A 12,443-nucleotide genomic window follows, 5' to 3' on the forward strand; every position below is an offset into this window, starting at 1 on the left:
TGCCAGTCGTCCCGGGGAAGCCTTCCATGAGCAATGACGACGACAGGGCCGCAGCGCAATCTTCGTGGCTGCCGCGTCTTTATATGAGCGCACCGGCCCTTTTCTGCTTCTGCGGCATGGTGACGGTGATGATCGTCCTCTGGTCCCTGGGCTTCCGGCTCAATGCCGATGCGGACGACCTTCTCAAAATACACGAGATCCGCACCTTGCTCGAGACCGGGAATATCTTCGACCGGACAATGCCCGGCATTGCCCAGCCCGAGCCCTACATCTCGCACTGGCCATGGATCGTGGACCTGCCCTATGCCGCTTTTGCGTGGCTGCTCGCGCCGTTCGCCGGCTTCGAGCCGGCGCTGATGGCAGCAAGCTTTGTCGTGCCGCTGCTCCTGTTTGTACCCGCGCTCTACTTCTACAACCGGCTGATTGTCGCGATGGGCTTTGCCTATCCGGCCATTGCATTGCCGTTGGCCTTGATCTTCGCCGCGCGCACCTTCTTCGAATACGCGCCGGGGCGGATCGACTATCACAATCTGCAGATATTGCTTCTGCTTGCCGCCCTGGTCCTGTTGCTGTCGCGGAATCGCCTTTCGCCCTTCGTCAACGGCTTGCTGACAGCCCTGGCAATCGCGATCAGCGCCGAGTTCGCACCGTTCTTCGCCCTGGTGATGGCCGTCTACGCCTTCGACTGGATCGCCGGCCGCGACGAGAGTGCGACAGGGATCACCGGCTTTGGAGTGGCCCTGGCGATCGGCGCGATCGGCCTGTTCGCCGCTACCGTCGCGCCCTCGGCCTATGCCGCGGTCAAATGCGATACCTATTCCGCGCCGCATGTGCTGGCGCTGACCGCCGCCGGGCTCTCATTCGCCGTCGTACCTCGGCTTGTCGGCACGCGTGGCGGCTGGGCAATTCGGGCCTCGCTTCTGCTGGTGTTCGCCGCCATCAGCCTGGTGGCGCTGGTGAAACTGTTTCCGCAATGCCTGGACGGCCCTTACGCGTCGATGGACGCCTATGTCCGCGACAACATGCTCAACAGAATTCTTCAGGAATTGAGCCTGTTTCGGCGCCCCGATTTCGTTCTGTCGTCAGGCTTTCCCAGCATGTTGCTGCTGTTCGTCGGCGCGCTCGCGCCGGTCGTCATCTGCACCGGGTCGCATGGCCGCAGCCGGCCTCTGGTCATACTGGCCCTGTTTTCGCTGCTCGGATTGGTGCTGGCGATCGACTATCTCCGCTACTTCCGCTATCTCCCGATTTTCTCCGGCATCGGCCTGATCTTCGTGCTGGAGAGCCTGCTGCCGCAAGGTTCGGGGCTGCGGCGCTACTTGAAATCTCCCGTGCCGGCGCCATCGCGCAAATACGCATTGATCCTGCCCGGTCTGGTTTTGTCCGGGGCCATGGCGCTGTACCATCTGGCGGTCAGACCCTCCCAAGCGGCGATACCCGCCGCTGAATTCGCCGACAGTTGCGACCTCGATCATTTCGGAGCGCAACGGGATTGGCCGTCGGGCGCCATCGTCTTTTCGCCACCGCTCATCGGATCGCATTTCGTCGCGCTGGCCGACGGCCCCAAGGTGGTGACGATCCCAAACCACCCTTCGGCCAAAGGCATCGAACGGAGCTACCGCTTTCTCGACCCCATGACCGCCGACCCGCGTGCGATTCTCGACGCGTCGAAGGCGACACATGTCGCGATCTGTGCCTGGCGAGGCGCGCCGTCGCCAGGTCTCGAAGCCGCCTACCCTTTCGCGGCGGCCCTGATGGAAGGCAAGCCGCCGGCTTGGTTGAGGGAGTGTCCCACGGACGCTTCATCGCCGCTGCGTATCTACAGCTACCGCAACGCCGATGGATCCGACGCCGGCTGCCCGGCTTCGACGCTCTCCGCTCAGGCCCTGCCGTAGAGCGGCACCAGCGTTCCGCTCATTGCCTGGTTGGCCGGCGAGGCGAGATAGGCGATTGCCTCGGCTGCTGCTTCGAGGCTGACCCATTTGGTGAAATCGGCATCCGGCATGTCGGCGCGGTTGGCCGGCGTGTCGAGCGTCGATGGGGCCACCGCGTTGACCAGGATGCCCTGGGCCTTCAATTCTTCCGCCATCGCCACCGTCATGGCAGCGACCGCCGCCTTGCTGGCCGTATAGGCGACCATGCCGGCGCCGCGGCGCGGGTCGAGCCCGGCGCGTGCCGTGACATTGACGATGCGACCGGCGGTATCCGACGCCAGCATCGAGCGGATGGCGGCGCGGCTGCACAGGAAGGCGGTGCGGGCGTTGGTGTCCATCATCTCGGCAAACGACGCCGATTCGATCTTCTCCACCGGCGCCATGGCAAAGCCGCCGGCCAGATGGATCGATCCCCACAAGGCAGGAACCTGGCTGTAGAACGCCTCGACCTTGGCGGGGTCCGAGAGATCGACATTGTGCGCCAGTTTGACATTGTCGTGCGTGGTGAAGGGGAAGTGCTGAGGTGCCGCGGCATGCGCGTTCGGCACGTGGCAGATCGCGCCCTGCTCCAGCAGTCTGCCGACCACCGCCCCACCGAGCGCGCCGGTTCCCCCGGTCACAACGATGTGCCTGCCTTCAAGTGTTTCCGTCATCCTGGACCGCTCCTGTCATTTTTATGACTTTTGTCGTTGGTTTGCCGCGCCGACGCGAAGCGTCGCCCCTTTCAGTCGATCACTCAACCGATATCTCGACATGGCAGCCGTCACGTCTTTGCATGCGTCAGGGCATCGCCGAATAACGAAGCCGCCCGGAAGCGGATCAGGTCTTGCAAAAACCAAGCCGGCAAATGGTCCGCTTCCTGTCGGCAAGGACGGCCCGGATGTTTCAGACGACCGTGACTTCGATGACGCGCGGCAGCCCCGTTGCCCGGGCGTGCCTGAGCGCCTGTGGCAAGGCGTCGATATCGGCCAGCCTTTCGGCACCAATGCCATAGGCTTCGGCAAGCTTGCAGAAATCCGGCGGCGCCGGCGACACGCCGACAGGTTCCACGCCGACATCGAGCATCGAGGTCTCGATCTCGCGATAGCCTCTGTTGTTCCAGACCACGAAGATGACGGGCGCTCCAGAATCGAGCGCCACCGCTATCTCCGGCAAGGTGAACTGGAAGCCCCCGTCGCCGGTCAGGCAGACAACCGGCGCATCGGGCACGGCAAGTGCCGCACCGATCGCCGCCGGCGGACCGTAGCCAAGCGCGCCAAAGCCGGTCGCGGCATTGAACCAGCCGCCGGGCCGGTCGTGGTCGTAATAGAGGTTGGCGGCGTAAATCGGCTGGGTCGAGTCGCCAACGATGATGGCACCGGGCAAAGCGTCGCGGATCATTTCCACGGCACGCACCTGCGCCGCATAGGCCGGACTCAACTCGGCAAAAGCGGCCTTTCGCGCCGCCGCGGCGCGGCCATGGCCATCTTCGCCAGCGCTGTGGGCGGGATCGATCGCCGCAAGCAGCGCCTCGATCGCCTCGGCGCAATCGGCCTGGATGGCGACCGTCACCGGACGCCGCGCAAGCTGGTCGGCGCCGATGTCGATACGGATCAGGTTCGAAGGCAGTACGAAGCCGCCGTCGCCATAGCCGTCATAGTCGGTCGGGCCGAATTCGGTACCGGCGGCGATCACCAGATCAGCCCCGGCCATCAGCGCGCGAACCGCCTTGAGGCTTGGGCTTGCCGGCACGCAAAGCGGATGGCCATGCATGAGACCGCGCGCGTTGGTGGTCTCGACAACCGGCGCGCCCAGCCTTTCGGCAAGGCGCCGCAGCGCCGCATCGGCTTTCTTGGCGCCGCCGCCTGCAAGGATGAGCGGGCGGCGTGCGGTGGCGACGAGTTCGGCAGCCCTGGCAATGGCGGCACGCTCTGGCGCCGGCGGCCCGGCATTGCTCAAGGCTGCCGACAATCCGTCCGCCGGCTTGACCATGATATCGGTCGGGATCTCTATATGCACAGGGCCGGGCCGAGACGAGGAAAACAGGGCGAAAGCCCGCGCCAGCGCACCGGGCAATTCGCTGGCCCCGGTCACGTGTAGCGACAACAGCGCTACCTTCTCCATCATGCCGCGCTGATCGGGCAATTCGTGCAGGAAGCCGAGCCCCTTGCCGAGCGTGTCGGTGGCGTTGACGCCGGAGATCACCAGCATCGGCACCGAATCGGCGCGCGCCTGGCCCATGGCGGTGATGGTGTTGGTCAGCCCCGGCCCGGTGATGACGAAGGCGACGCCCGGCCTGCCGCCGGCGCGCGCATAGCCGTCGGCCATGAAGCCGGCGCCCTGTTCGTGGCGCGGCGTGATGTGGCGAATCTTCGAGCGCGCAAGACCGCGATAGAGTTCGACCGTGTGGACGCCGGGAATGCCGAACACGGTGTCGACGCCATGCGCCTCGAGCAGCGAAATGAGCGCTTCGCCCACAGTGGTCATTGGTTTTCTCCCCTATCTCTTTGTTTCTACGCAATTCCCAAGGGGGAAGCGCTGCGCGCTTTTCCTGGAAAACCGCTTCTCATTTTTCCAGGAATTGCTCCAGCGGCGCGAGGCCGAGTTCGGACTCGACAGCCTTGATGCCAATCGCCGCCAATTCGCCGGGCGAGAACATCTCGCCGGCCAGGCAGCCTTCGATCCAGAGCCCGTCGATGATCGCATTGATCGCGATGGCATGGTGGCGCAACTGGGTTGCGTCCGGCTTGTGCTGTTCGGCGGCGAGCACGTCGGCCACAACTGCTTCCACCTCGTTGCGAAAGCCAAGGTAGCCTTCGCGGTGGGCACGGGCCAGGGCGGAATCCGCACTGGCGCGGCCGATGAAGGTTGCCCAGAGCGAAAACACCCGCGCGTCGATGATCGGCGCATTGAGATTGGCGGTGATGAAAGCCGCAAGACGCTGGCGCGGCGAGGCATCATCCATGACCAATGCCGCCTTCGCCTGCTCGGTCATGCGATCGACCAGCGCCGTATAGGCTTCCTGCAGCAATTCTTCCTTGCCCGGGAAATAATGCCGGATCAGCCCGGCGGTGACGCCGGCACGCAATGCGATGGTGCGCAGGCTGGCGCCTTGCAGGCCATATTCCGCCACGCTGTCCAGAGTCGCCTCGATCAGATCCTGCCGCCGCCGCTCCTCGCCCTCGCGACGGAACTTACGGCGCCCATTCATTGGCGCAGGATCGGGCGCGTCAGGCATGTCGGCCCGCCTTCGCAGGCGATGCAGAGCGCGTCCGCCTCGAAGATTTCAACCGTGCATCCGGCGGCTTCCATGGCGGCCTTGGTCCTGGGAAAGCCCGCAACGGCAATGACCTTGAGCGGGCTGGTCGGCAGTACGTTGAGGCTGAGTCCGTTGGAAGCCGCGAACTCCTCGGCGTCGCCTTCGACCAGCCGGATGCCGCGTGCCTTCAGCGTCTGATAGAAAGGGGCCGGTAAAAGCGGTGAATAGACCAGCGCCAGGTCGTCGGCCAGCGGGCTGATAACCGACATCAGGTGCAGGCACGCCTCTTCGCCCTGCCACAGCGGCAGATCAAAGCCGTAGACGGAAATCCCCAGCGGCGACAGCAGGTTGGAAACCTGCTGGATGCCTTCCTGGTTGGAACGGACACCGCGCCCGATCGCCAGCGTGCGGGCATCAACCCATACACAGTCGCCACCTTCGACCTGGCCAGGAGCCTCGACGCGACCAAGGATCGGAATGCCCAGCCTTCTGTAGGTTTCTTCATGCAGCGAAGGCTCCCTGGCGCGCAGCGGCTTGCCCATGGACAGGATTAGCGCACCGCGGTCGGTCATCAGCGAAGGGTCGTGCGTGAACACCGAATCCGAAAGTCCGTCGGCCTTGTCCTCGATCCATTCGATCTCGGCGCCGGACGCCGCCACCAGTTCAGCAAGGACTGCGTGCTGCGAGGCCGCTTTCGCCGGGTTGAATCCCGGACCATAGTGCCAGGCAGCCCGGTCGGCGTCGCGCATGGCGTTGGCCGCCGACCGCATCAGCACGCGCCGCAGCGGCGCCGCCATGGACTGAGATCCGAAAGCGCTCATCGATGCCCTTTTTTAAGCTGAAAAAAACCGAGAAAATTTCATGAGGGGTTATTTATACACTTGCACAACAAGGCCGCAAGTGCCGTAATGAGCGGGATTGACGGGCTCGCTCTGTTGGGTCCATGCTTGAGGTCTGTAGCGAGGCAGTACAGCGTATGTTGATTAGCCGGATAGACGTTCGACGAACCGCCGGCGGCGATATGGAGGTCATTTGGTGAGCGCTGTGGCAGCTGCCAAAGTCCCATCCGGCGAGGCGCAGGACGGCGCCGCAGAAGCCATCCATGTCGAGAACCTGCACAAGAAATTCGGTCAACTGCATGTGCTGAAGGGCGTATCGCTGTCGGCGCGCGACGGCGAGGTCATCGCCATCATCGGCGGCTCGGGCTCAGGCAAATCGACGCTGCTGCGCTGCATCAACTGCCTGGAAAACCCGACCAGCGGCATCATCCGGGTCAATGGCGAGGAGATCAAGCTCAAGGCGGACAGCCATGGCCATACCATTCCGGCCGACCGCAGGCAGATCGAACGCATCCGCTCCAAGCTCGGCATGGTGTTCCAGAACTTCAACCTGTGGAGCCATATGACGCTGATCGAAAACGTCATCGAGGTTCCCGTTCATGTGCTGGGCGTCAAGCGCGACCAGGCTGTCGCCCAGGCCGAAAAGCTGCTGGTGCGCGTCGGTCTGGCCGAGAAGCGCGACGTCTATCCGGCCTATCTCTCCGGCGGCCAGCAGCAGCGCGCCGCGATCGCTCGCGCCTTGGCCATCAATCCGCGCGTCATGCTGTTCGACGAACCGACCTCGGCGCTCGATCCCGAACTGGTCGGCGAAGTGCTGAAGGTGATTGGCGATCTGGCCCGTGAAGGCCGCACCATGGTGCTGGTTACCCACGAAATGAAATTCGCCCGCGAGGTCGCGACCCACGTCGTCTACCTCTACAACGGGTTGGTCGAGGAGGAAGGCCCGCCGGAGCAGATCTTCGGCGCGCCCAAGTCCGAAAGGCTAAAGCAGTTCATCCGCAACATCGGCTAGGGACAGGCCGGGACGGAAGAAAACCGGGAACCAACAACAAACTGGGAGTTCTGAAATGAAGACTGTTCTGAAGACATTCGCCGCGGCGCTGCTGCTCGGCGTCGCCGCCATGGGCGTGGCCAAGGCCGATCCGGTCAAGATCGGCGTCGCCGCCGAACCCTACGCGCCCTTCACCTCGCCAGATGCTTCGGGCAAATGGGTCGGCTGGGAGATCGACTTCATCGACGCCGTCTGCGCCGAAGAGAAGCTCGACTGCGTCATCACCCCTGTCGCCTGGGACGGCATCATCCCGGCACTGACCACCAAGAAGATCGACCTCATTGTCTCGTCGATGTCGATCACCGACGAACGCAAGAAGACCATCGACTTCTCCGACAAGTACTATAACACCCCGACCGCGATCATCGGCCCCAAGGACCAGAAGTTCGGCGCCACGCCCGACGATCTCAAGGGCAAGGTCCTCGGCGTCCAGGTGTCGACGGTGCATGCCGTCTATGCCAAGAAGCATTTCGGCCCCACCGCATCCGAGATCAAGGAATACCAGACGCAGGACGAAGCCAACAACGACCTCGCCGCGGGCCGCCTCGACGCGGTGCAGGCCGATTCCATCGCGCTCAAGGAGTTCCTCAAGACCGACCAGGGCAAGGCCTGCTGCGATCTCAAGGGCATGGTGGCCCCTGACGACGAGGTGCTCGGACCGGGCGTCGGCGCCGGCGTGCGCAAGGAAGACACCGCCCTGAAAGAGAAGATCAACGCCGGCATCAAGGCGATCCGCGCCAACGGCAAATATGACGAGATCTCGAAGAAATATTTCGATTTCGACATTTACGGCGGCGCCACGCAGTCGAACTGAGACCCTCGAATCGGCTGGAGGACAGGGCGCTGACGCCCTTGTCCTCCAGCCGGCCTGTCCACGCATGCTTGCCGCCGGCTGCTGGTGCCGGCGGACAGAGCCAGCAATCCGGGGGCGAAGCTGATCGAATCCTTTCTTCCGGCCTCCGCGGCCGGCATCGTCGAACTGCTCTCGCCGGCTCCCGTCGGCTGGGGCGGGACGCTCTTGCTCGGGCTCCTGCATTCGCTAGAGATCGCCGTCGGCGCGACCATCGTCGGCCTGCTGATTGGAACCTGCGGTGCCTGTGGCAAGCTTTACGGCGGACCCGTGGTGCGCGACCTGTTCGCGGTCTACACCACCGTGGTGCGCGCCGTGCCGGAACTGGTGCTGATCCTGCTGCTCTACTATGCCGGCACCGACCTGATAAACCAGGTGCTGACGGCGATGGGTTACCAGCGTGTCGACATCAGCGGGCTGGTGGCCGGCATCGCCGTGCTCGGCTTCGTCCAGGGCGCCTATTCGACGGAAGTCATCCGCGGCGCGATCCTCGCCATCCCGCAGGGCCAGATCGAAGCCGCCCGCGCCTTCGGCATGTCTCCCGGCCTTCTGTTGCGGCGCATCACGCTGCCGGCGATGCTGCCTTTCGCCATTCCGGGCCTCGCCAATCTGTGGTTGATCGCCACCAAGGACACCGCGCTGCTGGCCGTCGTCGGCTTCTTCGAACTGACACTGGCGACACGACAGGCGGCGGGCGTCACCAAGGCATATCTGGTTTTCTTCCTCGCCGCCGGCGTGCTCTATCTCTGCGTGACACTGGTTTCGAACCTCCTGCTTGGCCGCGCGGAGAAATGGGCGCGGCGCGGCATGCCTTCGATCAAGGAGGCACGCTGATGACCAGCGAAACGGTCATCATCGACACGGCGGCGCGCGCATCGCTCTGGCTGCAGCCGCATCGCATCGTGCTGATCCTGATCGCGCTGGGGCTGGTGGCGTCAGCCGCCTTCTTCATGCGCTGGGACTGGCTGCCGCAATATTGGGAAATGGGCCTGATGGGGATGTGGCGTGCCCTGTGGATCCTGGCCGTCACCTGTACGCTCGGCTTCATGATCGCCGTGCCCGTGGGGCTGGCGCAGGCGGCCGGCTCGATCTGGGTCGCGGCACCCGCGAAAGTCTTCTGCACCATCATCCGCGGCACGCCGCTGCTTCTGCAGCTATGGCTGCTCTATTACGGGCTGGGCTCGCTTTTCCCGCAATATCCATGGATCCGCGAATCCTGGATGTGGCCCTATCTCAGGCAGGCCTGGCCGTACGGCGTGCTGGCGCTGACCTTGTCCTTCGCCGGCTACGAGGGCGAAGTGATGCGCGGCGCCTTTGCCGGCGTGCCCAAGGGGCAGCTGGAAGCCGCCCGCGCCTTCGGCATGAGCCGCTGGAAGATCTTCCGCCGCGTCTGGCTGCCGCAAGCCTTCTACCGGGCGCTGCCGACGCTGACCGGCGAGACCGTGCTGCAGCTGAAATCGACGCCGCTGGTGGCAACCATCAGCGTGATCGACATCTTCGCCGTCTCGTCCAAGGTGCGGCAGGACACCTATCTCACCTATGAGCCCTTGCTGCTCCTGGCGTTGATCTATATGGCGATCACCGGCATTCTGGTCTTCGCCTTCAGCCGGATCGAGGCACGAATCCCGGTCAAGATCGGCTAGGTTCAAGTGAGTGGTGGGTAGGGATTGGTAAGTAGGAAGTGGCTGCCGCGCACTCCACAACTCACCACTCACCAACCCCTACTCACTACTCACTAAGGGCAATCGCCATGCAACTCAGTCTCGACCAGGCAAAAGGGCTGTGCCGGATGGCGGCACTTGGCGCCGGCGCCAACGAGGAAGCAGCGCAATCGCTCACCGCCTCGATCATCGCGGCCGAGGCAGAGGGACTTGCAGCCGTCGGGCTCACACATTTCATCGACTACCTCGAAGCGCTCGAGGCCGGACGCATCGACGGCAATGCCGATCCTGTGATCACCCGGCCGGCGCTGGCCATCTATCTCTCGGACGCACGCGGCGGGCTGGCGCATACCGGCTTCGACCGCACCATCGACGACCTCGCCAAGGCGGCAAGACTGTTCGGCGTCGCCATCTTCTCGCAGAAGAACGCCTACACCTGCGGGGCGCTCGGCTACTTCACCGGCCGGCTGGCCGCGCAGGGGCTGGTGTCCTTCGCCGCAACCAACGGTCCGGCCGTCCTGGCCGGCTCAGGCTCGGTCAAGCCGGTCTTTTGCACCAACCCGATGTCTTTCGCCGCCCCCGCCGCCGACGGCGCGCCGCTGGTCATCGACCAGTCGTCGAGCGCCACCGCCTTCGTCAATATCCGCAAGGCCGCCGAGGACGGCAAGAAGATCCCCGAAGGCTGGGCGCTGGACGCCAGCGGCAACCCGACCACCGATCCGGCGGCGGCCATGAAGGGCGCCATGCTCGCCTTCGGCGGCCAGCGCGGCGCCAACATCGCGCTGATGGTCGAAGTGCTGGCGGCCGGCCTGTCGGGCGCCAACTGGTCACTCGACGCGCCATGGTTCAGCGGCGGCCCGGACAGCCCCGGGACCGGCCTGTTCGTGCTTGCCGTCGAGCCCAAGCTGCTCGACCCGGGTTTCGAGCAGCGCATGAAAGACCAGCTTGACCGGCTGCGGCGGCGCTTCGGCGTTCATGTGCCAGGCCGCGCCCGCGCCGAAGCGGCCGAAAAGGCGCAGGCGCGCGGCATCACCGCGCCCAAGGCAGTGATCCAGCGCATCTCCGAATTCGCCGAACGCTACTCGGCCTGATTTCTTCTCCTTTCTTTGCAGACGATTACTTGGCCGCCCCCGCCTGACGCGCGGTTGTGCGCGTTTTTTTTCGCGCGCGTCCTGAACCTTTTTGAGCGCCCGGGCGACCAACGTTTGTCCAGGGCGAGGTGAGCTTGCCCGATCCAGACCGGGGAACAGCAAAATCGAAACCGAAAGTCTGCTTCGCGTGAAAGGCATCGCCCTTCGCGTCCCGGAAACCCAACCTCAAATCAAAGGAAATCATCATGACCAACACCAAGACCACCATGCTGACCGCCGTCCTCCTGCTCGGTTCCTTCATGGGCGCCACGCAGGCTGCCAATTTGAAGGCCGCACCGGTCAAGCCGGCCAACCCGGGCGTCATTACCGCGCCGGGTGGCGGCGCCACCGAGGACCACTACTGCAAGAACGGCCATGCGAAATTCGCCAACTGCAGCGCCGATTTCGTCGCCGCATGCAAGAAGGTTGGTGGCACCATGTCGGATGTTCAGGGCTGGGGTGGGCGTACTTGCTTCACGCCCTCCTGATACCGTCTCAGGTCAGGCCGCTCGTCGGCCCCTGACACCTCATGGATGTCATCCGGGAAACCCCGCTTCGGCGGGGTTTCCTGCTTCTGTCGCTCGCAGGGCCAAGACATGATCGATGCGCTTGTCGCAGGAATACCGGGCCTTGCTTTTTCTTGGAATCGCGCAAAAAACAAGGATGACGCGACGACGCGTCACCCTTTGCCTTTGGCGCAAAACGGACTATGAAACGGCTCAGCCAAGCCATCTGGAACGCGCGCCGGAGCCCGCCATGACCGAAATCCTGCAGACCCCAAAGCTCGTCGTCGTCTTTGGCGGGTCAGGCTTTGTCGGCCGTCATGTCGTGCGGGCGCTGGCCAAGCGCGGTTATCGCATCAGGGTCGCCTGCCGGCGGCCCGACCTTGCCGGCCATTTGCAGCCGCTCGGCAATGTCGGCCAGATCCAGCCGGTGCAGGCCAATGTGCGCGTGCGCTGGTCGGTCGACCGCGCCGTGCAAGGTGCCGACCATGTCGTCAATCTCGTCGCCATCCTGCATGAGAGCGGCCGGCAGAAATTCTCCGCCGTGCACGAATTCGGTGCTCGCGCCGTCGCCGAGGCGGCGCGCTCCGTCGGCGCCGGGCTCACCCATATTTCGGCGCTCGGCGCCGATCCGGATTCCGAATCGGATTATGCACGTACCAAGGCGCTCGGTGAAAAGGCCGTGCTGGAGACGATCGCCGATGCCGTGATCTTGCGGCCGTCGATCAATTTCGGGCCGGAGGACAGCTTCTTCAACCGGTTCGCGAATATGGCGCGTTATTCGCCGGTGCTGCCGCTGATCGGCGGCGGCCAGACCAAGTTCCAGCCGGTCTATGTCGGTGACGTGGCGGAGGCTGTCGCGCGTTCGGTCGACGGCAAGATCGATGGCGGCCGGGTTTACGAGCTCGGCGGCCCCAACGTGCTAACCTTCAAGGAGTGCATGCAGGAACTGCTCACGGTGATCGAGCGCAAGCGCCTGCTGGTGCCGGTGCCGTGGTGGATGGCAAACATCCAGGCCTCGATCCTCGGCCTGTTGCCCAATCCGCTGCTGACCAAGGACCAGGTGATGCAGTTGCGCGAGCACAACATCGTTTCGGACGAAGCCGCCAAGGCCAACCGGACACTGGCGGGACTCGGCATCCAGCCGCAATCGATCGCGACGATCCTGCCGAGCTACCTCTGGCGCTTCCGCGCCGCCGGCCAGTTCCAGCAGCGTAAGCCCGCGGTATAAGAAGCG

General features: G+C 64.3%; 13 protein-coding genes. 8 read left to right on the forward strand and 5 right to left on the reverse strand.

All coding sequences use genetic code 11. From position 1 onward, the window contains the following. Nucleotides 1–26 precede the first annotated feature (26 nt). Complete coding sequence (locus tag FJ950_RS03155; RefSeq protein WP_140614981.1) at nucleotides 27–1,895, forward strand: hypothetical protein; 1,869 nt, start codon at nucleotides 27–29, stop codon at nucleotides 1,893–1,895. Here FJ950_RS03155 and FJ950_RS03160 read toward each other — a convergent pair. The 4 genes from FJ950_RS03160 to FJ950_RS03175 form a co-directional block, all read right to left on the reverse strand. Next, nucleotides 1,880–2,587 (reverse strand): SDR family NAD(P)-dependent oxidoreductase, encoded by a 708-nt coding sequence (locus tag FJ950_RS03160; protein ID WP_140614983.1) that lies wholly within the window; start codon nucleotides 2,585–2,587, stop codon nucleotides 1,880–1,882. The genes FJ950_RS03155 and FJ950_RS03160 overlap by 16 nt on opposite strands. A 232-nt stretch (nucleotides 2,588–2,819) precedes the next feature. After that, nucleotides 2,820–4,400: a 5-guanidino-2-oxopentanoate decarboxylase gene (locus FJ950_RS03165; RefSeq protein ID WP_140614985.1), complete on the reverse strand. Its 1,581-nt coding sequence runs from the start codon at nucleotides 4,398–4,400 to the stop codon at nucleotides 2,820–2,822. Between the two features lie 79 nt (nucleotides 4,401–4,479). Then, nucleotides 4,480–5,151, reverse strand: a complete 672-nt coding sequence (locus FJ950_RS03170) for a TetR family transcriptional regulator C-terminal domain-containing protein (protein ID WP_140614987.1) — start codon at nucleotides 5,149–5,151, stop codon at nucleotides 4,480–4,482. Further along, nucleotides 5,121–5,993, reverse strand: coding sequence for a dimethylarginine dimethylaminohydrolase family protein (locus FJ950_RS03175; protein WP_140614989.1), 873 nt, complete (start codon nucleotides 5,991–5,993; stop codon nucleotides 5,121–5,123). Before FJ950_RS03175 ends, FJ950_RS03170 begins: the two co-directional genes overlap by 31 nt. Nucleotides 5,994–6,207: 214 nt before the next feature. On the opposite strand from FJ950_RS03175, the gene FJ950_RS03180 reads away from it, so the two are divergent. The 5 genes from FJ950_RS03180 (at nucleotide 6,208) to FJ950_RS03200 (ending at nucleotide 10,664) form a co-directional block, all read left to right on the forward strand. Continuing rightward, nucleotides 6,208–7,023: an ABC transporter ATP-binding protein gene (locus FJ950_RS03180; protein ID WP_015314265.1), complete on the forward strand. Its 816-nt coding sequence runs from the start codon at nucleotides 6,208–6,210 to the stop codon at nucleotides 7,021–7,023. Nucleotides 7,024–7,078: 55 nt separating this feature from the next. Next, nucleotides 7,079–7,876, forward strand: a complete 798-nt coding sequence (locus tag FJ950_RS03185; RefSeq protein WP_140614991.1) for a transporter substrate-binding domain-containing protein — start codon at nucleotides 7,079–7,081, stop codon at nucleotides 7,874–7,876. 204 nt (nucleotides 7,877–8,080) lie between these two features. Further along, on the forward strand, nucleotides 8,081–8,746 hold the full coding sequence (locus FJ950_RS03190) for an ABC transporter permease (RefSeq protein ID WP_140615427.1): 666 nt from the start codon (nucleotides 8,081–8,083) through the stop codon (nucleotides 8,744–8,746). Next, nucleotides 8,746–9,555 carry an ABC transporter permease gene (locus FJ950_RS03195; RefSeq protein WP_140614993.1) on the forward strand — a complete coding sequence of 270 codons (810 nt, stop codon included), beginning with the start codon at nucleotides 8,746–8,748 and terminating at the stop codon, nucleotides 9,553–9,555. The genes FJ950_RS03190 and FJ950_RS03195 overlap by 1 nt, the downstream gene beginning before the upstream one ends. Before the next feature lie 107 nt (nucleotides 9,556–9,662). Beyond that, nucleotides 9,663–10,664, forward strand: a complete 1,002-nt coding sequence (locus FJ950_RS03200) for an Ldh family oxidoreductase (RefSeq protein WP_015314269.1) — start codon at nucleotides 9,663–9,665, stop codon at nucleotides 10,662–10,664. Nucleotides 10,665–10,689: 25 nt separating this feature from the next. Here the strand turns inward: FJ950_RS03200 and FJ950_RS03205 are convergent, their stop codons facing one another. Next, nucleotides 10,690–10,911 (reverse strand): hypothetical protein, encoded by a 222-nt coding sequence (locus FJ950_RS03205; RefSeq protein WP_140614995.1) that lies wholly within the window; start codon nucleotides 10,909–10,911, stop codon nucleotides 10,690–10,692. On the opposite strand from FJ950_RS03205, the gene FJ950_RS03210 reads away from it, so the two are divergent. Next, nucleotides 10,910–11,191 (forward strand): hypothetical protein, encoded by a 282-nt coding sequence (locus tag FJ950_RS03210; protein ID WP_015314270.1) that lies wholly within the window; start codon nucleotides 10,910–10,912, stop codon nucleotides 11,189–11,191. The genes FJ950_RS03205 and FJ950_RS03210 overlap by 2 nt on opposite strands. 268 nt (nucleotides 11,192–11,459) lie before the next feature. After that, the gene (locus FJ950_RS03215) at nucleotides 11,460–12,437 is read left to right on the forward strand and encodes a complex I NDUFA9 subunit family protein (RefSeq protein ID WP_140614997.1); all 978 of its coding nucleotides are present in this window, start codon (nucleotides 11,460–11,462) and stop codon (nucleotides 12,435–12,437) included. Nucleotides 12,438–12,443 lie beyond the last annotated feature (6 nt).

It is taken from the genome of Mesorhizobium sp. B2-3-14, assembly GCF_006442175.1.
Lineage (GTDB): Bacteria > Pseudomonadota > Alphaproteobacteria > Rhizobiales > Rhizobiaceae > Mesorhizobium > Mesorhizobium australicum.